Origin of the sequence: Thermodesulfovibrio sp. 1176 (assembly GCF_029946585.1) — a bacterium.
Classification (GTDB): Bacteria; Nitrospirota; Thermodesulfovibrionia; order Thermodesulfovibrionales; family Thermodesulfovibrionaceae; genus Thermodesulfovibrio.
The window spans coordinates 32529-53159 of sequence record NZ_JARZRZ010000004.1; the positions used below are offsets into that span (position 1 = coordinate 32529).

Here is a 20631-nt window from a genome sequence, read left to right on the forward strand (position 1 = left end):
CATGTCTTTGATTGATATCCACTTTCATGGAACAAGCAAAATAGATATAAAAGATGCTGAAAGTCCAGAACAAATTCTACTAATTGCTCAAGAATATGGCTTAACAGGAGTTGAAGGATTCCTTATTACCCTTTACCCGTCCAATATTAATTTTATGAGAAAAACTCTTCTAAACATAAAAAAAGCAATGCTTTATCAAAAGGAAGGAGCAAAAATATTAGGTGCCTATCTTGAAGGTCCCTTTTTAAATCCTGAAAAAGCTGGTGCACTGGATAGTTTTTATTTTTTAAAACCTGATGTTGATACTTTACAAAAATTAATAGAGGGATTTGAGGATATTGTTAAAGTAATTACTGTGGCTCCAGAACTTAAGGGAGCATTGAAAATCATAGAAAAATGTACTGAAACTGGAATTATTATAAGTATGGGACATTCTGATGCTACATATAAAGAAGCTCAGGAAGGCTTCATAGCTGGTGCTCAACTTATAACCCATCTTTTTAATGCAATGCGAGGAATTCATCATAGAGAATTAGGGATAGCAGGCTTTGGACTCATAAATCAAGAAATTTATATAGAATTAATCGGAGATGGTAAACATCTAAATGACAATCTTTTACAATGGATATTCCAAGTTAAAAATCCAGAAAGAATTATTTTGGTATCTGATATGGTTAAACAGAGGAGAGAAAAACAAATACTTCTGGGTGGCTCAATGTCTCTTAAGAATATTGTAGATAGATTAAAATATTTAAATATCGATGAACAAAAAATAAAACTCGCAGCAGAAAAAAATCCAAAAAGACTTCTAAAAATTAACTCTCTTTAAGTTTTTCAGCCTCTTCTTGTTCTGTCTTGCACTCAATACATAAATCAGTAACAGGCCTTGCCTCAAGTCTCTCAATGGGTATTTCTACACCGCAGGATTCACATATACCATAGGTACCATTTTCTATCTTTTCAAGAGTTTTTTCAATTTTTTTAAGAAGCTTTCTCTCTCTATCTCTGAGCCTTAAAAGAAAGCTTCTGTCAATTTCCTGAGATGCTATATCTCCTATCTCAGATAAATTTTCTCCATTTGGTAAATTTGCAATCATTATACCTGCATCTATAAGAATTTGTTCCTTTTGTTTTATCAATCTTTTTTTGATTTCTTCTATTCTTTTTTTTCTTAATTTATCGCTCATTGGCTATCTCCTGTATTAATTTTTTAGCATATCAAAAACATAATAAAACAGTCAAATCTACTTATGGATTAATATTTGGTCGTTATTTTAATGTGATACATTATCAAAAAATTCTAAACAGAGATACTAAATAATTTTTAATTAAAAGCAAAAAATTAATGAGTAGGAAAATTATCGGTCTATTTACCACCAAAATTTATTTTGAAACTTTTTTCAAAATATCGAATAGAAAAGTTCTATATTAATTCATTTATTGATATAAATTTCCTATTTGAAACATTGAAAAAATCTATTATAATATAACATGGAGGTGCATGGGGCTGGTGCCTTACATGGTCTGCAAAACCATGGTTACGGTGAAATAATTGATAAGAGCCGTAGTGGGTTCGATTCCCACTGCACCTCTCCAATAGAATTTTAATTATATCAATTGAACTTTTATAATACATTTATTGTGTTGAACCCATTATCATTCGATAACCTGATAAAGGAAGTCAATGAAGAAAATCTCAAATATATTGTAAAAGCCCTTTCAGTTCCAAGACATGGATGGTACAACTATAATGAGCTTTGCAGAATTGCAAACTTCATCGAAGAGATTTTTAATGAATATGGGTATATAATCGAGATTGACGAATTTTCATATCATAAAAGAACTTACAGAAATATTATTGCAACGAAAAAGGGTATTGAATCAAGTAAAAATTGGCTTCTAATAGGTGCTCATTATGACTCTGCAATTGACTCTCCAGGAGCCGATGACAATGCAAGTGCTGTTTCGGTTATGCTTGAAGTAGCAAGAATTTTAAAAGATTCATCTATTTCCGATCAAATAAAATTTGTTGCCTTTACCCTTGAAGAACCTCAACCATTTTCTATTAATTTTCTTATTGGAAGTGAAAATTTTGTTAAAAAGATGAAAAGGCTTGGTTACAAATATGAAGCTATTGTCCTTGAATCAGTTGGATACTATTCAGACAAACCTGGTTCACAGCATTTACCAGCCTTTGTAAAAGGACCTGATACTGGAAATTTTATAGGAGTAGTTGGAAATAAGAAATCTAAATCCCTTGTAGAAGTTTTTGATAAAGCAAAATATTATATTCCGTCGATTAATGTGATTACTTATATAGCTCCATTAAATGGTTGGCTTGCAATAGAAACAAGATTCAGTGATCATGCCAGCTTTTGGAATGGAGGTTTTAAGGCAGTTATGGTAACTGATACTGCGATGTTTAGAAATCCCTATTATCATACAAAAGAAGACACTCCAGATAAGCTCAACTATAGATTTATGAAAGAAGTCACTCAACTTCTCATAGCTACAATTTTTGTAAAACAAAATCTTCAATTGAATGGGCAGGAATGATTTTTTTATTTCATTCTGCATTTTTTATAAATCAAAAAATTTATTGTTATTATAGTCAGAGTAAGCAGAAATATTAACCACTCAGGTAATTCAATATAAATTAGTTTTTCTATATAATTAACAATGAAAGAGCCTTTGTAGGTAAGTAAAGGATCATGTTTTGCTCTAAGCCATACTTCAAGGTGCGTTAATGGACAATACCATCCAAAAATCTGAATTATAAGAGCAAATCCCAATCCACCAATATGAAAATATTTTATTAATCTATATTTTCTTCCAATCCAAGCTCCCGCAATTAAAAAAAGAATCCATAAAAAATGAATTATGACAGTCAAATCTGCCAAAATCTTGTATATCATATTTAAAATATAATAAAAAATAAAACATATTTGAGTATAGTTGAGTTAAAATAAAGTTAATTTTTAGATAAGGAATTTATATAATTTTTTAAGGGTATTATAAAAAACAATCCTGGAATAGAGACGAGGAAAGTAATAAAATAAAAAGCTGTCCATCCAATGTTCTCAACTACAAAACCCGAGGTAGGACCTATAATAACTCTGCCCAAAGATGCCAATGAAGAAAGCAAAGCATACTGAGTCGCTGCAAAACCACGATTGCAAAGTCCCATCAGGAGAGCCAGGAATGCTGTAGTTCCCATACCACCTGTAACATTTTCTATAACCACTGTTGAGATAAAAAGAGGTAAGCTTTTACCAACTATGGCTATTGCCATAAACATAAGATTAGACAATGCTTGAAAGATACCAAAGAGAATTAATGCCTTATAAAGACTAATTCTGGTTAAAAGGATACCACCAATCAAGGAACCAAAAATTGCTGATATTAATCCACCTATTTTATTAACTGTGCCTACTTCTGTTAAAGAAAATCCTACACCTCTTATAAAAAATGCAGTGCTAAGTGAGCTTGCGTAGGCATCTCCGAGTTTGTAAAGTACTATAAATAATAAAATAAGTATACTTTTATCTCTTTTTAGCAAATCTCTAAAGGGCTCTATAAAGGATTCTTTCAATGAATTGGGCGTTTTGACTGTATCAGGTTCATTTGCTAATAAAGTAGAGATAATACCGAAGAATAATAGAGAAGTTACAATCATTAATGCTATCTTCCATCCAATATGATCTGCCATTAGAAGACATAATCCACCAGCAATTATTAAAGCTAATCTGTAAGCGGTAACTGCAAAGGATGCAGCAAGCCCTCTGTCCTTTGGTTTAATTATCTCTGTTCTGTAAGCATCAATTGAAATATCCTGGGATGCGGAAAAAAAAGCAACAAATATAGCAATAATAATAAAAGGTATAAGATGTTGAGGCGTCAATATAATCATCAATGCAATACCTACTATAATTGATAACTGACATATAAGAATCCACCCTCTCCTTCTGCCTAAATTATTGATACTATATCTGTCAAAAAAAGCAGACCATAAGAATTTAAAACTGTAAGGAAAAGTTAGAATTGTTAAAAATCCGATAATTTTTATATCAATTCCTTCATAGGTAAGCCATGCTTGAAGAGTTCCACTAATAAGAGGAAAGGGCAATCCTGATGCAAATCCGAGAATTGTTACAACTGCTAAATCCTTTGTTCTTTTATTCATCACTCCATGGAATCCTTACTGGAAGTCTTCCAGATTCCTTTAATCCCTCTTTAAAATTTTCTAAAAAGGCTCTCACAGAAAATTCGTTAGAATCATATAAAGCAACAATTGTTTTTGCATTATTGAAGAACTTTAAAACATAGGGATTTCCAAAGGATACTACTATGGCATCATTTTTTTTTATGAAATTTTTAATTATAACTATATCTGAATTATTAAGAGTATGCGTCTTGCCAAATCCGATGTCCGTAAAGATGGCTATAAGTGGTAAATTTTCATCTTTTTTATTTAAATTTTCCAAGTCATCGACAGTGGTAAAATATTTCATAAAAATTTTTTTAATCTCTTCATTATAATTTCCAGTAAGATAAGAAACCACTCTATATTTGTTTATATGGTTTATTTCATTTTTTATAACTGTTACAGTTTTTTTAAAAACTTCCACTAAATTTAAAGATTGAGGCAAAGGATCTTTTAAGGTATTCAAGTTCTGATTATTTATTTTATGTCTTATGGTTTCAACTTTTATTAAAGCGGATTGTATTCTTTTATCAGAAATAAATCCTTTTTCATAGGCATTTTTTATTTCTTCTGCTGATTTATAAGGGTCTTCGGGATGTAAAATTATATCAGCACCAGCTTTAAATGCTAAGGTACAGGGATTTTTATAATTTTCTAATGCTTTCATATTCATAGCATCGGTCATAACAACTCCATTAAAGGAAAGGTCCTGTCGAAGCAATTTATTAATTATTTTTTCCGACAAAGTAGATGGCATTTCATCTAACTCAGGGATCAACAAATGGCCAATCATAATTGATGAGACATTTTTCTTAATAGCTGCCTTGAAAGGTTTTAAGTGGGACTCTAATTCTCCATTGAATATTGGAAGTTCAAGATGAGAATCAGAGACAGTACAACCATGTCCTGGAAAATGCTTACCGCATGTTTTTAATCCGCAGCTTTCAAATTTTTCAATGACAAAACAGCCATATTCAGAGACAATTTCTGAGTTGTCTGAAAAAGCTCTTGTACAGATTATAGGATTTTCAGGTTCTGTGTTAACATCTAAAACAGGTAAAAGAGCAAGATTTATTCCAACATCTATTGCTTCTTTTATAACATTTAAATAAATGGTTTCAAGCTCTATCTTATTTTGCGAAATATCAAAACCTGCAGTAATTCCCATTTGTGAGGGAATAATTGTTGCATCCTTTATTTGTTGTCCTACTCCTCTTTCTATGTCGGAAGATATAATTAGTCTTCTTGAAGATAAACTCTGAATATAGGAGATAAAGTTTTTTATCTCTTCATATTTTCCACCAAAAAGAACAAAACCTCCTATACCATCTTTTACTAATTTTTCAATGTATTTAACATATATTTTATCATTAATTTTATCACCATCAAGCCTTGCAAATATAAGATTTAGAATTTTTCTTTGAAGATTCTTCATGACAGAATATTATGAATAAAAGAAATACAGTTAAGCAAGCCTTCATTAAGTTCATTGCAAAGGATTGTATAAAATCTTGAATAGGCGATGATACAATAAGTTTTACATTTCCGTAGAGATTAATCTTACCATCTCTGACGTATGCTTTTTCCTTTGGAATAAGCCTTGAAAAGGTAAAAAATTTAAGTTTTCGTTCTGTCTTTGGATCTTTAAATCCCTGTTCATGGACTTTTTCTGAAAGCCAGCTGTCAAGATGCCGATAAATAAATCCCTGAATAATTTCATTGTAATGGCAGGGTAGGGTAATAAAAGATTTTTCAGAATGACTAAAAATTAGTTTAAGCCTCATTTTTAATAGTGTATCTCTTTTTAATTATCTTAGATAATATCAAAAAAGTTGCTTTATGTCAATTTATCTTTAATAAGGAGGGCTTTGTTTCAGAATGTTTGAAAAGAGAGGAGAGCCTCTTTCAGAGGCTCTCCATATAATACTTAGTTAATCAAATCATTATTAGAATTTTTAACAACTACATCAAATAATATTTTTTCCATCATAAATCCAACAATTGATATAACTTTGCATTCTTGTTTAAATTCGCAGCCTGTGCATTTTCTATCAAGATTGGGAGCATTGAGGCACTGAACAATCTCGGGGAAATATGTGGTTAGCACCCGAACATCAACCGATAAAGTCGGTCTTTCATTCATTAAAAGACCTCCTTTCTCAGGCTAAAGCCTGACATGGCTGGGTTATTTTTTTGCCGCCTTTTTAAAGAACAGAGGATGACCCAGCAGGCGGATTTCCTCTGTTATAAAATTTAAAAGGCAATTTCTTAAGAAGCTTAAAATCAACAACCTTTGAATAATGTAATTTCAGATGTTCAACAAGCAGAATAGTTCATAGTAGTTTGAGATTTATTTTATTTTATCAAATTTTAATTTAAAAATCAAAAAATATTTCTTTTATTTTTTTAATGTTTAAATTACAATATTTTATGGCATTTTAATTAAAAAAATAAATTTTTATTATAAAATAAAATCGCATGTCTGTATTCCGAAAATTTTATGCCTACACGAATTAAAGAAATAACAGATTACATTGATGTAGAATTAGAACTCCTACCAGCAGGAATAAAGATTCCATTCGATATTTTTATTTTTGAGGAAGGCGAAATAAAACAATTTTTAAAGAAAGGAGAAATTTTTTCATTTATTACAAAGGAAACTCTAAAAGAGAAAAATATTGATAAAGTTTACATAAAAACCAAAGATAAAAAATATTTTCAAGATTTAATATTTGAAGTTAATCCAAAGGAATATATAGACAGATTGTTAGATAGATATACGATTAAAAATGAATTTTATTTTAAGATTGAAAAAGAATGCCTTGATCCTGAGTTACCATTAAATTTAAATTTATATGTTTATGATGGAAAAAATTTAAAACTTATTTATCAGTGCAACGAAAAGGAATCATTTTCTATAAAAAATGAAATTCCCGATGGTGATATTTTAATAGCTAAGGAAGATTTACATCTTTATGAAGATTATCTGCTAAATTTAGCAAAGAAAAAAATCAATGAACCTTCAATTATTAAAGAAACTACAAAGTTAATAATACGACAGGTATACAATGAACCAACTAATAGAGATAAGTTATTAATTTTAGCAGACAAAATTGAAGAAATTATTAATTATAGTACTTTAAACCCTGACATTTTAGAAAAATTTTTCATAATGAAAAAACATGATAACTACAGTTACATTCATTCGATAAATGTTATGACATTAAGTATTTCGTTAGGTTTAAAAATAAACATCACTCATGAGGAATTGAGATTACTTGCTATGGCAGGAGCTTTACATGATATAGGTAAAATAAAGATATCCCCTATAATTTTATCAAAGATTGGCAGAATGTCTGATTTAGAATTTAATATATATAAAAACCATGTTATTGAATCTATAAACATTGCTAAAGAATTAGACTTACCAAAGAAAGTGATTGAAGGTATAGCTCAACATCATGAAAAATTAAATGGAAAAGGTTATCCTTTTAAACTAAAGGGAGAGCAAATATCAATTTTTGGTAAGATTATTTCTATCGTAGATGCATATGATGTATTGACAACTCCACAACCATTAAGGTATAGTTTAACACCCTTTAATGCATTACAAATTTTAGTTCAAGACAAAGGATCTTATGATAAAAATTTCCTTGAAATATTTATAAAAATGATTGGACGATTAATTTAATTATTTTTTAATATTGCCATTTTATGTTTATCAATGCTATTATGAAAAAATTTCGAGGTTTGTGATGAAAAAGCTTATTTTAAAATATGGAGAACTAATTCTTTCGTTATATTTAATTTTAGGAATAGTAGGTAGTACTGTATTAGCCTTTAATGCAGGATATGTCAATTTTTTGAAATCAAATAATATATTACATGCTGTTTTGAGTTTTCTATTAGTTTTTGTAATTGGAACAGGTATTATAATTATCTTTTCTTATGTTGTTTATTTGCTTATTGATATTCGAGATAAAATCAAAGAATTACTCGAAAAAAAACAGTAGTTTTATTTTTTGCTTGACAAATTTCTGTTTATCTAATTAAAAAATCAAAATAAAAAAACTTTATTGGAGGGGAAATGAATTTAGAGAATTATAAGTTTCACAAAGAACATACCTGGATTAAATTATCTGGAAAAAGTAAAAAGGTTAAAGTAGGAATTACGGATTATGCGCAAGAATCCTTAGGTGATATTATTTACATTGAATTACCAGAAGTTGACAGTCATGTTGATGCTGATTCTGAAATGGCAGAGATTGAATCTACAAAAACTTCATCCCCAGTTATTGCACCTGTAAGTGGTGTAGTTGTCCAGGTTAATGAAGAATTAATTGATCATCCAGAAATTATTAATGAAGATCCCTACGGAAAAGGTTGGATTGCTGTTATAGAGATGGATAATCTACAAGAAGTCGATGACTTGATGGATTATGAAGAATATGAAAGCTATCTTGAAGAAGAAAAGGAATGAAATTAACAGTAATTGGGGGAGGACCTGCAGGTTATGTTTCTGCTATTACTGCAAAAAGGTTAGGTGCGGAGGTTCTATTAATTGAAAAAGATGAACTTGGTGGAACATGCCTAAACAGAGGTTGCATTCCTACAAAAACTATTATAGCCTCTCTTGAACAATTAGATAAAATTAAGCAACAAAAGTATTCTTCTCAACAATCCTTTAAGGATTTATCAGTTGATTTATCGAGTTTAATGGAAAGAAAAAATAGTGTCGTTGAGACTCAAAAAAAGGGTTTAACCATTCTTTTAAAAGAAAGAGGAGTAAAAATTATTCATTCCGAAGCAGAATTGATAAATCCTAAAAAAGTTTTTCTCAAGCAAAATAATGAGAAAATACAATCTGACAGAATTATTATAGCCACAGGTTCAAGACCTGCTCAGATTCCTATGCTTAATTTCGATGGAGAAAGGATTCTTTCAAGTGATGATCTATGGAATCTGAAATCTATACCAGAATCAATAACAATTATTGGTGCTGGTGCAATAGGCTGTGAGTTTGCGTGGATTTTCCATTTATTAGGAAGTAAAGTAACCATTATAGAGCTTATGCCAAGAGTTTTACCTATGGAGGATGAGGATATTTCTAAGGCTCTTGAAAGACTACTTAAAAAGAGAAAAATAGAGTTTTACACAGGTGTTAAGATTGAAGATTTAAAACTTTTGGAAAATTCTATTGAGTTAACAATATCAAATGGTAAAAAGGTTATATCAGATATTATTCTTGTATCTGTAGGTAGAAAATACAATACTGAATGCATAAAAGATACTGAAATAAAACTTGGCAAGAAAAATGAAATCCTTGTAGATGAATCTATGCAAACCAACATTGAAGGTATCTATGCAGCAGGTGATGTCAATGGTAAATGGCTTCTTGCTCATGTAGCTTATACCGAAGGTGAAATTTCTGCTAAGAATGCTATGGGATTCAATGAAAAAATGGATTATAGCGTAATACCTTCAACAATTTTTACTGTTTCTGAAGTCGCCTCTGTGGGATTAAAAGAAACCGAAGCCATTGAAAGAGGATTTAAAATTAAAAAAGGAGTATTCGCTTTTAGATCTGTTGGTAAGGCTCATGCTATTGGAGAGATTGATGGATTTGCAAAAATTATATTAGACGAAGAAAGTGACAGAATTATAGGTGCCCATATAATTGGTCCGAAAGCTTCTGAATTAATCCATGCACTTTGTATTGCCATAAAATTTAAATTAAAAGGCAAGGAATTTAAAGATTTAATTTACTCCCATCCAACACTTTCTGAATGTATTGGTGAAGCTGTAAGAGATATATATGGAGAAGCAATTCATAAGATAGATAGATGATAGATATAATAAAGATTTTTTTTATCTTTATTTTTATTCTCTTTTTACTTCGCAAGAAAATAAATATCGGATATGCTTTACTTGCTGGTGCATCATTGTTTATTATTTTATATCCCTTTAATTTTAATAAAACTTTTCATGCTCTCTTTAATAGCTTAATTTCGCACACGACTTTAAATTTACTTTTTTCTCTTACATTAATAAAATCCTTTGAATATTCTTTAAGGCAAACAGGATTAATGCAGAAAATGACTTCTGCCACACAAACACTTGTTAATAATAAAAAGTTTTCAATAATATCTATGCCATTAATAATTGGAATGTTACCTTCTCTTGGAGGAGCCTATCTTTCAGCTCCGATGGTTGATTCAGCAACAAAGAATACTTCAATTTCAAAGGAGGAGAAAGCATTTATAAATTACTGGTACAGACATCCCTGGGAACTTATTTTACCACTTTATCCTGGTATAGTGCTTGCTTCAGCAGTTTCAGGAGTTTCACTAAGAGATTTGATTCTTTTGAATTTTCCTATTGCAGTTATTTTTTTCACAATAGGCTTTTTATTGAGTATGGAAAATCTAAAAAATGAAAAAAAATCAATTAACAGTCGAGATATTTACAATTCATTATTAAGTTTTATTCCAATTTTACTTGTGCTTTTACCTGTAATAATCTTTAAAATTGACCTTTCCATTACTTTATTTTTAAACATCTTATTTTTATGCTTTTATTTCAAAAAAAACTTTAAGGAAACTTTTTCCATATTAAAATACGGTTTTACATGGGATGTTGTTGTTTTGGTTTTTGGAGTTATGATTTTTAAGGAAATGCTTCAAGTATCAGGTGCTGTTGAGGGTATTGCAAAAGCAATAACCTATGCTCAAATTCCCTATTTGATAATTTTTATCACGCTTCCCTTTTTTATAGGTTTAATTACCGGAGTAAGCGTTGGATTTGTTGGAAGCACTTTTCCTATTTTACTTCACTTAAAAGAAACTTTGCCATATGAAATATCAATTGCCTTTGTATCTGGTTATGCTGGAGTTCTTCTGTCTCCATTACATCTTTGTTTGATTCTAACAAAGGATTATTTTAAAGCAGACATTTTGGGAATTTATAAAAAAATTGTGCCTGCAACTTTAATAATATTTGTTGTTGCATTGATTGAATATATCTTTTTGAGATATTATAATTAATCTAAATTGAAAGGAGGAGCAATTTTATGGGAGAAATTATTGATATAATCGCAAGGGAGGTTCTTGATTCAAGAGGCAATCCAACAGTGCAAGTTGAAGTTTTACTTGATTCAGGAGCATGGGGTATTGCAACCGTTCCATCTGGTGCTTCAACTGGTACACGAGAAGCCCTTGAGTTAAGAGATGGAGATTCAAAGAGATATATGGGAAAAGGAGTTTTGAAAGCTGTAGAAAATATTACCAATGAAATAGCTCCTAATATAATTGGCATGGAATCCCTTGACCAAGAAGGAATTGATGAATTTTTAATTGAACTTGATGGGACAGAAAATAAAAGTAAACTTGGTGCAAATGCTATTTTGGCAGTATCTATGGCAGTTTGTAAAGCTACAGCCCAAGAACTTGGTCTTCCTCTCTATAGGTATTTAGGTGGAACTCATGCTAAGGTGCTACCACTTCCTATGATGAATATAATTAATGGTGGAGTTCATGCTGACAATAATTTAGACATTCAAGAGTTTATGATTGTTCCAATTGGTTTTACAAAATTTTCCAGTGCTTTAAGATCTGCTGTTGAGGTCTTCCATACTTTAAAAGGAATACTTAAAAAAAGAGGACTTAGCACTGCTGTTGGGGATGAAGGTGGATTCGCACCAATGCTTGAAAATAATGAAGAGGCAATAAAATTAATTTTAGAAGCTATAAAACAAACTGGCTATGAACCTGGAAAAGAGATATATATAGCATTAGACCCAGCAGCATCGGAATTTTATAAAGAAGGATTTTACCATGTTGATGGTAAAAAACTTAGTTCAGAGGATATTGTATCTTACTATGAAGCTTTAGTAGATAAATATCCTATTATTTCAATAGAAGATGGAATGAGCGAGACAGATTGGGAGGGCTGGCAGATTATTACAAATAGACTTGGTAAAAAAATTCAGCTTGTAGCCGATGATCTTGTAGTTACAAATCCAAAAATAATAAAAGAGGCGATAAAAAAAGGAATTGCTAACTCTATACTTATTAAACTGAATCAAATTGGAACAGTATCTGAAACCATTGAAGCAATTGAGCTTTCAAAAAACAATAAATATACAGCAGTAATATCTCACCGATCTGGTGAAACAGAAGATACTATGATAGCAGACCTTTCTGTAGCTTTTAATACAGGATTTATAAAAACAGGTTCTCTTTCAAGGGGGGAAAGAATAGCAAAATACAATAGACTTCTTCAGATAGAAGAGGAATTAGGAGATATAGCTCAATTTAAGGGTATTTCAGCGTTTTATAATCTTGGTTTTTAAATGAGCAGGTATGTGCTAAAAGAACAACTTAAAAAAGAAAAGAAGATAAGGTCAAGATTATACCTTATCTTCTTTCTTTTATTGTTTATGATACTGGCATACAACTTTTTCTTTGGTGAAATGGGTTATTTAAAATATAGAGAACTTAAAAAAAATGAACAAAAAATTTTGACTGAAATAAATCAAATTAAAAAAACTAATGATTCAATAAAACATGAAATAAATCTTTTAAAAAAAGATCCTAAATATTTAGAAAAATATGCCAAAGAACAATTTGGACTCATAAAACCTGGAGAAATGATTTTCCAGTTTCAAGACAGTGAGAAATGAGCATTAATTTAGCCATACTTTGGCATATGCATCAACCTTATTATTTTGATCCATTAAAAAATAAATTTATATTGCCTTGGGTAAGGCTTCATGCTACTAAAGATTATCTTGATATGCTTTTGATATTGGAGGAGTTTCAAGATGTTAAAGTAACCTTTAATGTGGTTCCATCTCTTCTTAAACAAATAAGAGAATATGAAAATGGCGCAACAGATTTATTTATGGAAATTACATTAATTCCAGCAGAAGAACTTAAAGATGAGCAAAAAATTTTTATTCTTGAAAATTTTTTCCTTGCTAACTGGCAAACTATGATATATCCCTTTCCCAGATATAGAGAGCTTCTTGAAAAGAGAGGTAAAAGTTATGGAGATTTGTCAAAGACAATTAAAAAATTCACAACTCAAGAATTTAGAGATCTTCAAGTTTTATTTAATCTTGTCTGGATAGACCCATTACACAGAGAAAATGACAAATTTTTAAAGGAATTAGAAAGGAAGGGTAGAGAATATACAGAAGAGGAAAAAAATTTATTAATAAATAAACAAATTGAAATTTTAAAAAAAATTATACCTCTTTATAAGAAAATGACTTTGTCTAAACAAATTGAACTTTCTGTATCTCCCTTTTACCATCCAATATTACCATTAATTTATGATAATTTTAAGGCTAAGGAGCCTATGCCAAATGTTGTGTTGCCAAAATATAGATTTATTGCACCTGAAGATGCAAAAAAACAAATTAACAGAGCAATAGAATATTTTGAAAAAACATTTGGATTCAAACCACACGGAATGTGGCCCTCCGAAGGCTCTGTAAGTGAGGAAGTTATAGAATTAATAAGAGATTCAAAAATATCATGGATAGCTACTGATGAAGAAATTTTATCTAAATCTTTAGGAGAAAAATTAAGGGAAGGAGATAGGGTTTTAGCTCCAGAAAAACTTTACAGTGTATATGAATTCAAAGGAGTAAAGATTTTCTTTAGAGATAAAATACTTTCTGATCTTATTGGATTTGTATATTCAGGATGGCAACATAACTATGCAGTGAATGATTTTATAGGAAGGTTAAAAAAAATAAGTTATAAAGACAACATCATCATTCCAGTTATTCTTGACGGAGAAAATGCTTGGGAATACTATGAAAAAGATGGTTTAGATTTTTTAAGAACTTTATATAAATCTCTATCAGAAGATAAAGAGATAAGAACAGTAACTTTTTCTGAATATTTATCCGAAAATCCTCCAGTAAAAAGCTTAAGAAGAGTTTTTCCTGGTTCATGGATTAATGCAAATTTTTCTATCTGGATTGGACATGAGGAGGATAATTTATCTTGGGATTATTTATATCAGACAAGACAGGATCTAATTAAATATCAAAATGAGAATCCTTCTAAAGATTTATCAAATGCCTGGGAGGAAATATATATTGCTGAAGGAAGTGACTGGAACTGGTGGTACGGAGATGAACATTATACAGAAACTAAGGATGTTTTCGATGAAATATACAGACACCACTTAATCAATGTTTATCGTGAAATAGGGAAAGAACCTCCCTCATACTTGTATGCTCCAATAAGTAAGAAAATGAGAGAGATAAAACCTGATATTGAGCCTAAAGGCTTTATTTATCCTAAAATTGATGGAAAAGTTACAGGATATTTTGAATGGCTTGAGGCTGGAAAGTATGTACTTAAGAGGTTTGGTGGAAGTATGCATAAATCAGAAGGATTACTTTCAGAGCTTTATTATGGATTTAACAAAAAGTTTCTTTATATCAGACTCGATCCTTCATGTCCAATAGAAGATTTTAAGGATTTCAGCATTCAAATTCAAATCATCGAGCCAGTAAGAATGAAAATATTATGGAGATATCCTGAAGAGTTTGCTCAAATTATAAAACAAGAAAATGAAGAATGGATAAAAAATTATGAAATTGAAAATGTTGCATTAGATTCTATATTCGAAATAGAAATTCCTTTAGAAACAATCGGAATAAAAGAGGAAGAAAATATATATTTATTTGTTGAAATTCTTATGAATAATCATACGATTGAAAGAGCTCCTTCTGTGGGATTTATTAAAATACATGTCCCAAATCCTGAATTTGACAAATTAATGTGGCTTTAAAAATTTTTACCTTATCTTTGTACTCTTGATTCGTTGTTATTTTCAAAGAGTGTATCTTTTAGATTAGCCTTTGAAAAGTTTGTTGCTATCAGAAAACATCTTATAAATTCAGCTTTTTCAAGATTTGTTCCGATAAATTTAGCACCTGAAAGATCAGACATAAAAAATTCTACATTATTCATCTGGGCATTGGAAAAATCTGCTCCTGTAAAAGATCCCTGTTTTAGATTGGCTGATTTTAAATTTGCATTCTTAAAATTAGCAAGAAAAGCCTCTGCCATTTGAAGAATTGCTTCCTGAAGATTTGCATTTTCAAAATTACAAAGAGTTATTTTTGCATTCAAAAAATTGACTTTATTCATCTGGGCATTAAAAAAGTTTGCTCCTGGTAGAAATGAAAAATTAAAGTCTGCCTCATTAAGAATGGCATTTTTAAAGGATGCACCTGATACATTAGAACTGTCAATTTTACAATTTGTTAAGTCAGCTTCTTCAAAATTACAGAGAGATAAGTTTGATTTGCTTAAATCTGCATTTTTTAAAATACATTTGCTAAAATTAACTCCTATGAGGTCTATTTCTGAAAGTTTAATGCCTGTTAAATCTTTGCCAGATAAATCTGCTGTGTTTTGAATTAAAAATAAAATTTCACTTTTACTTATTTTCACATTTTTATCCTTTCTGGACTTGTATATATATTAAATCTATTTCCTCTCAAAAATCCTATTATAGTCAAATTTACTTTATCAGCCAATTCAACTGCAAGAGATGTTGGAGCAGTTCTACTTACAATCATAGGTATTTTCCATTTAGCAGTTTTTAAAACCATTTCTGAAGATATTCTACCACTTACAAGCATAATTTTTCTTTTAAAGGATATCTTGTTCAACAAAGCCCATCCTATAACTTTATCGACTGCATTATGCCTTCCAACATCCTCAGCAATAAATAAAATATTATTTTCATCTGCTAACCCCGCAGCATGAATACATCCAGTCTTTTTAAATAGTAATGAATTGGTCTGAAAATCTTTGAAGAGTGTAAATAATTTTTCCGGATTTATTTTTAAATCATCTTCTATTTTGTTTTTTAAATCTGTTATAAAACTAACAGACGCCATGCAACCAGATGTAATTGTTCTATTCTCAAGGGATACAAATCCTTCAAGCAAAACTTTAACTTCTATTTCTTTTCCATTGTCATATATAGATATTTTTTCAGGACACCAATCTCCTTTTAATATTTCTTCGGTTTGTAAAAAACCAGTTATTAATTCTTTTATGTATATTGGAGAAGCGGATAGAGAAACTATTTCTTGATCATTGATAAAAATTTTTATTTTTTTCTCAATAGCTAAAAAATCATCAATTTGTTGTTTTGAATCTGATTTAAAAATGATGATTTTTTTAATTTCTAATGGATTCATATGTTATTTTAAACTTTATAATTTTTTTCTTGCAAATTATAGTCAAAAACTGCTATTCTGAAGTTAGAAAAAATTTTTAGGAGGTAGATGTGTTTAGTATCAGTTCAAAGGCAGCCGAAAAGGCAAAATTGATCCTCAAAAACGAGGGTAAAGAAGGTTGGGGTTTGAGAATATTCTCAGCAGAAGGATATTGTAGTCCATCATTTGGTCTTGATATTGATGAAAATCCTCAAGAAGGAGATGAAGTAGTAGAAAAAGACGGATTAAGGGTCTTTATGGATAAACAGACCTTTGATCTATTAAGTGAAATTGAACTTGATTACTACGAGGATGAAGAACAGGAAGGATTTATTCTTAAAGGTCCAATGCCTTCCTGTGGACCGGGTTGCGGAAGTAGCGGAGGTAGCTGCGGCGTATAAGCGATGTTTCCAATCCATCGCCCAAGAAGACTAAGGAAAACAGATATCCTGAGGAAAATGGTGAGAGAGACAACTCTCACTCCTCAGGATTTTATTTATCCAATGTTTGTTGTTTCTGGGAAGGGCATTAAAAACCCCATTTCCTCAATGCCTGAATGTTTTCAGGAAAGTGTTGATGAAGCAGTAAAAACAGCCCGAGAAGTATTCTCTCTTGGTATTCCTGCAATTATTCTTTTTGGAATTCCGGAACATAAAGATGAAAAAGCAACCTCTGCCTATGATGAAAAAGGTGTGATTCAGCAAGCAGTAAAAGCAATAAAAGATGCTTTACCAGATTTAATAGTTATAACTGATGTTTGCCTTTGCGAATATACATCGCACGGACATTGTGGAATTATAAAAAATGGTAAAGTTGACAATGACTCTACACTTGAAGTGTTGGCTCTTGAAGCACTATCACACGCCCGTGCAGGTGCAGATATTGTTGCTCCTTCAGATATGATGGATGGAAGAGTTGGAAGGATTCGGAAAGTACTTGATGATGAAGGATTTACAGATGTAGCAATACTATCCTATGCAGTAAAATATGCCTCTGCCTTTTACGGACCTTTTAGAGAAGCTGCACAGAGTGCACCAGCCTTTGGTGATAGACGCAGTTATCAGATGGATCCAGCAAATAGAAGAGAAGCTATTAAAGAAGTAGCCCTTGATGTTGAAGAAGGTGCAGATATAGTAATGGTTAAGCCAGCACTTGCCTATCTTGATATAATTTCAGATGTAAAGCAAAAATTCCATGTTCCTGTTGCAGCTTACAATGTAAGTGGAGAGTATTCAATGGTAAAGGCAGCAACCCAGCTTGGCTGGCTTAATGAAGAAGCTGTAATGATAGAAATACTTACAGCAATAAAAAGAGCAGGAGCAGACATAATTCTTACATACTTTGCCAAGAAAGCTGCAAAACTTCTTCAAAAATAATTAATGGATAAATTTATATTATCCACATCCTTTAAACCAAAGGGAGACCAGCCAAAGGCAATAAAAGAGCTTGCCTTAGGCATAAGAAGGGGATACAAGCATCAAGTTTTACTTGGTGTTACAGGTTCTGGAAAAACTTTTACAATTGCAAATGTAATTGCAAAAATTAACAAACCCACATTGGTTATTGCCCATAATAAAACCCTTGCAGCACAACTTTACGGTGAATTAAAGGAACTTTTCCCATATAATGCTGTTGAATACTATGTAAGCTATTACGATTATTATCAACCTGAGGCATATATACCTGAGTCAGACACTTACATTGAAAAGGATGCTTTAATAAACGATGACATTGACAGAATGAGACACTCTGCTACTTTAAGTGTTCTTACCAGAAGAGATGTTATTGTTGTAGCCTCTGTATCCTGCATCTATGGAATTGGCTCTCCTGATGACTACATGGCAATGCATATTAATCTTGAAGAAGGAATGATTACTGAAAGGGAGGCTTTACTGAGAAAACTCGTTGAAATTCTTTATACAAGAGCAGAAGATGAGTTCAGAAGAGGAACCTTTCGTGTTCGTGGAGATGTGGTGGATATTTACGCATCCCATTGTTTAGATAAAGCATACAGGGTAGAATTTTTTGATAATGAAATTGATGCAATCTATGAAATAGACCCCCTTTCAGGAACAAGGATTAGAAGAATTCATAGAATTTTTATTCCACCAGGTAGTCATTGGGTAACTCCAGAGCCGAGACTCATAGAAGCATTAAAAACAATTGAGGAAGAATTGGAGGAAAGAATAAGATATTTCAAAGAGCGAGGAGAAGATCAATTTGCAGAGCGAATCGAAAAAAGAACCCGTTTTGATATGGAACTTTTAAGCCAGTTTGGACACTGTCATGGAATAGAAAACTACTCAAGACATCTTAGTGGAAGACTTCCTGGTGAGCCTCCATTCACTTTGATTGATTACATATATGCAGGACCATCAAAGGGAGATTTTTTAACAGTTATTGATGAAAGTCATGTAACGGTGCCTCAGATTGGCGGAATGTATGAGGGTGACCGTTCAAGAAAACAAACTCTTGTTGATTATGGATTTAGACTTCCATCGGCACTTGATAACCGACCATTGAAATTTGAAGAGTTTGAACATAGAATGAATTATGTAATTTATGTTTCTGCAACGCCAGGGGATTATGAAATTGAAAAATCAAATGGAAGAATAATTGAGCAAATTATAAGGCCAACAGGTCTTGTTGACCCAAAAATGGAAGTGCATCCAGCAAAAAATCAAGTTGAAGACCTTCTTGATGAAATCCAGAAAAGAGTTGAAAAGGGAGAAAGAGTTCTTGTAACAACCCTTACAAAAAAAATGGCAGAGGATTTAACTGATTATTATACAAGCTTAGGAATTAAAGCAAAATATTTACATTCAGATATTGACACCCTTGAAAGAATTGAAATTTTAAGAGATCTCAGACTCGGAAAGTTTGATGTCTTGATAGGCGTAAATCTCTTAAGAGAAGGGCTTGACCTTCCTGAAGTCTCCCTTGTTGCAATATTTGATGCAGACAAAGAAGGATTTCTTCGCTCAGAAAGGTCTCTTATACAGACAGCAGGAAGAGCATCAAGAAATGTAAATGGCACTGTAATTCTTTATGCAGATACCGTTACAGAGTCAATGAAAAAAGCAATTGAAGAGACTGAAAGACGTAGAAAAATTCAGCTTGAATACAACAAAAAAATGGGAATTGTCCCTGAAACAGTAAAAAGTAAGATTAAAGATATACTTTCGTCAATTTATGAAAGAGATTACTTTACTGTTGATGTTGTAGAAGAAGAAGTTCAAGAATATGAGCTAAATGAAGAAACTATTAAAAAACTTGAATCTGAGATGAGACATGCAGCAGAAAATCTTGAATTTGAAAAAGCAGCTACAATAAGGGATAAAATATTTAAAATAAAAGAAAAGATGATAAAATTAGGAGCAAAGCTTACTTCTTAATTTTTATATCTACCATTTCCTTTATTCCTTCTATGATTCGAGGACTTAAACGATATACCTTATCACTAACATAAAAAATATTTCCCTTTTTTAAAGCAGTTGTATCTTTAAGTTGAAAAAGTAAATGTTTTACAGTTACTTCATGTCCTGTACCTAAAAATATTACCTCAGGATTCTTTTTAATTATTTCTTCAACATTCATCGAAGAAAATTTTGCAATATTATTTAATCCTAAAATTTTCATGATTTCATCAATATGGGATGACTCTCCCGCAACTATAATTGGTTCATGCCATATAATAAAAAGAGCTTTTTCTCCATGAAAAACCTTTTTTATTTTATTGATTTCTCTTTGAAAATTCTGAGCAACCTCTTTAGCTTTTTTTGTCCTGCCGATTATATTGCCAAGTTTGATTATTTCCTGTGGGAGTTCTTTTAGATTTTTCGGTGCAAAAACATAAACATTAAGTCCTAAATCTATAAGTCTTTTATAAACTTCTTTTGGGGTACCATCTCTTGAAATTATTACAAGGTCAGGTTTTAAAGATAAAATTTTTTCAAAGGAGGGATTTATCATCCCTCCTATTTTAGGTTTATTTTTAACTTCCTCAGGCCAGTTACAATAGTTTGTAACACCAATAAGTTTATCATTAGCTTCAAGATAATACAAAGTTTCTGTCACATTAGGCGCTAAAGAAACTATTCGCTGAGGCTCTTCAGCCAAGACAGAGTTTGTAAAAAAAATAAACAGAAAGATAAGTTGTAAAACAAACATT

22 protein-coding genes and 1 tRNA gene are annotated in these 20631 nt (G+C 31.0%); 14 read left to right on the forward strand and 9 right to left on the reverse strand.

The window, feature by feature from the left end; all coding sequences use genetic code 11:
• Window position 1: 1 nt before the first annotated feature.
• Window positions 2-829, forward strand: coding sequence for an amidohydrolase family protein (locus QI155_RS07905; protein WP_068861272.1), 828 nt, complete (start codon window positions 2-4; stop codon window positions 827-829).
• On the opposite strand, the gene dksA is transcribed toward QI155_RS07905, so the two are convergent.
• Window positions 816-1187: an RNA polymerase-binding protein DksA gene (gene dksA / locus QI155_RS07910; protein WP_068861273.1), complete on the reverse strand. Its 372-nt coding sequence runs from the start codon at window positions 1185-1187 to the stop codon at window positions 816-818. The genes QI155_RS07905 and dksA overlap by 14 nt on opposite strands.
• Before the next feature lie 307 nt (window positions 1188-1494).
• Here dksA and QI155_RS07915 point away from each other — a divergent pair.
• A tRNA-OTHER gene (locus QI155_RS07915) sits at window positions 1495-1596 on the forward strand.
• A gap of 45 nt (window positions 1597-1641) precedes the next feature.
• A complete protein-coding gene (locus QI155_RS07920) occupies window positions 1642-2556 on the forward strand; it encodes a M28 family peptidase (protein WP_281321393.1) in 915 nt (304 codons plus the stop codon).
• A 5-nt stretch (window positions 2557-2561) separates the two neighbouring features.
• On the opposite strand, the gene QI155_RS07925 is transcribed toward QI155_RS07920, so the two are convergent.
• The 5 genes from QI155_RS07925 to QI155_RS07945 all read right to left on the reverse strand — a co-directional run bounded on the left by QI155_RS07925 (window position 2562) and on the right by QI155_RS07945 (window position 6347).
• Window positions 2562-2915: a DUF2784 domain-containing protein gene (locus QI155_RS07925; RefSeq protein ID WP_281321394.1), complete on the reverse strand. Its 354-nt coding sequence runs from the start codon at window positions 2913-2915 to the stop codon at window positions 2562-2564.
• A gap of 56 nt (window positions 2916-2971) precedes the next feature.
• Complete coding sequence (locus QI155_RS07930; protein ID WP_281321395.1) at window positions 2972-4183, reverse strand: MFS transporter; 1212 nt, start codon at window positions 4181-4183, stop codon at window positions 2972-2974.
• Window positions 4176-5639: a glycoside hydrolase family 3 N-terminal domain-containing protein gene (locus QI155_RS07935; protein ID WP_281321396.1), complete on the reverse strand. Its 1464-nt coding sequence runs from the start codon at window positions 5637-5639 to the stop codon at window positions 4176-4178. Before QI155_RS07935 ends, QI155_RS07930 begins: the two co-directional genes overlap by 8 nt.
• Window positions 5590-5988 (reverse strand): hypothetical protein, encoded by a 399-nt coding sequence (locus QI155_RS07940; protein ID WP_281321397.1) that lies wholly within the window; start codon window positions 5986-5988, stop codon window positions 5590-5592. The genes QI155_RS07935 and QI155_RS07940 overlap by 50 nt, the downstream gene beginning before the upstream one ends.
• A gap of 143 nt (window positions 5989-6131) precedes the next feature.
• Entirely contained in the window at window positions 6132-6347 is a 216-nt protein-coding gene (locus QI155_RS07945; protein WP_068861279.1) for a hypothetical protein, read from the reverse strand.
• Between the two features lie 357 nt (window positions 6348-6704).
• On the opposite strand from QI155_RS07945, the gene QI155_RS07950 reads away from it, so the two are divergent.
• The 8 genes from QI155_RS07950 (at window position 6705) to QI155_RS07985 (ending at window position 15016) form a co-directional block, all read left to right on the forward strand.
• The gene (locus tag QI155_RS07950; RefSeq protein WP_281321398.1) at window positions 6705-7895 is read left to right on the forward strand and encodes an HD domain-containing phosphohydrolase; all 1191 of its coding nucleotides are present in this window, start codon (window positions 6705-6707) and stop codon (window positions 7893-7895) included.
• A 64-nt stretch (window positions 7896-7959) separates the two neighbouring features.
• Complete coding sequence (locus QI155_RS07955; protein WP_068861640.1) at window positions 7960-8217, forward strand: hypothetical protein; 258 nt, start codon at window positions 7960-7962, stop codon at window positions 8215-8217.
• Window positions 8218-8291: 74 nt separating this feature from the next.
• Complete coding sequence (gcvH, locus tag QI155_RS07960; protein WP_068861639.1) at window positions 8292-8684, forward strand: glycine cleavage system protein GcvH; 393 nt, start codon at window positions 8292-8294, stop codon at window positions 8682-8684.
• Entirely contained in the window at window positions 8681-10051 is a 1371-nt protein-coding gene (gene lpdA, locus QI155_RS07965; protein WP_068861638.1) for a dihydrolipoyl dehydrogenase, read from the forward strand. Before gcvH ends, lpdA begins: the two co-directional genes overlap by 4 nt.
• Window positions 10048-11247 (forward strand): DUF401 family protein, encoded by a 1200-nt coding sequence (locus tag QI155_RS07970; RefSeq protein ID WP_281321399.1) that lies wholly within the window; start codon window positions 10048-10050, stop codon window positions 11245-11247. The genes lpdA and QI155_RS07970 overlap by 4 nt, the downstream gene beginning before the upstream one ends.
• A gap of 26 nt (window positions 11248-11273) precedes the next feature.
• Complete coding sequence (gene eno / locus QI155_RS07975) at window positions 11274-12554, forward strand: phosphopyruvate hydratase (protein WP_068861635.1); 1281 nt, start codon at window positions 11274-11276, stop codon at window positions 12552-12554.
• A complete protein-coding gene (locus tag QI155_RS07980; protein WP_068861634.1) occupies window positions 12555-12884 on the forward strand; it encodes a septum formation initiator family protein in 330 nt (109 codons plus the stop codon).
• A complete protein-coding gene (locus tag QI155_RS07985; RefSeq protein ID WP_281321400.1) occupies window positions 12881-15016 on the forward strand; it encodes a glycoside hydrolase family 57 protein in 2136 nt (711 codons plus the stop codon). Before QI155_RS07980 ends, QI155_RS07985 begins: the two co-directional genes overlap by 4 nt.
• Before the next feature lie 11 nt (window positions 15017-15027).
• Here the strand turns inward: QI155_RS07985 and QI155_RS07990 are convergent, their stop codons facing one another.
• Window positions 15028-15684 carry a pentapeptide repeat-containing protein gene (locus tag QI155_RS07990; protein ID WP_068861632.1) on the reverse strand — a complete coding sequence of 219 codons (657 nt, stop codon included), beginning with the start codon at window positions 15682-15684 and terminating at the stop codon, window positions 15028-15030.
• A complete protein-coding gene (fdhD, locus tag QI155_RS07995; RefSeq protein WP_281321401.1) occupies window positions 15681-16442 on the reverse strand; it encodes a formate dehydrogenase accessory sulfurtransferase FdhD in 762 nt (253 codons plus the stop codon). The genes QI155_RS07990 and fdhD overlap by 4 nt, the downstream gene beginning before the upstream one ends.
• A gap of 89 nt (window positions 16443-16531) precedes the next feature.
• Here fdhD and QI155_RS08000 point away from each other — a divergent pair, with 89 nt between their 5' ends.
• From QI155_RS08000 to uvrB, 3 genes are read left to right on the forward strand one after another with little or no spacing between them, the layout of a single operon-like run.
• A complete protein-coding gene (locus QI155_RS08000; RefSeq protein WP_068861191.1) occupies window positions 16532-16861 on the forward strand; it encodes an iron-sulfur cluster assembly accessory protein in 330 nt (109 codons plus the stop codon).
• A 3-nt stretch (window positions 16862-16864) separates the two neighbouring features.
• A complete protein-coding gene (hemB, locus tag QI155_RS08005; RefSeq protein WP_281321402.1) occupies window positions 16865-17836 on the forward strand; it encodes a porphobilinogen synthase in 972 nt (323 codons plus the stop codon).
• A gap of 3 nt (window positions 17837-17839) precedes the next feature.
• Entirely contained in the window at window positions 17840-19855 is a 2016-nt protein-coding gene (uvrB, locus tag QI155_RS08010) for an excinuclease ABC subunit UvrB (RefSeq protein ID WP_068861193.1), read from the forward strand.
• On the opposite strand, the gene QI155_RS08015 is transcribed toward uvrB, so the two are convergent.
• Window positions 19845-20630 (reverse strand): helical backbone metal receptor, encoded by a 786-nt coding sequence (locus tag QI155_RS08015; protein ID WP_281321403.1) that lies wholly within the window; start codon window positions 20628-20630, stop codon window positions 19845-19847. The genes uvrB and QI155_RS08015 overlap by 11 nt on opposite strands.
• Between the last annotated feature and the right edge of the window lies 1 nt (window position 20631).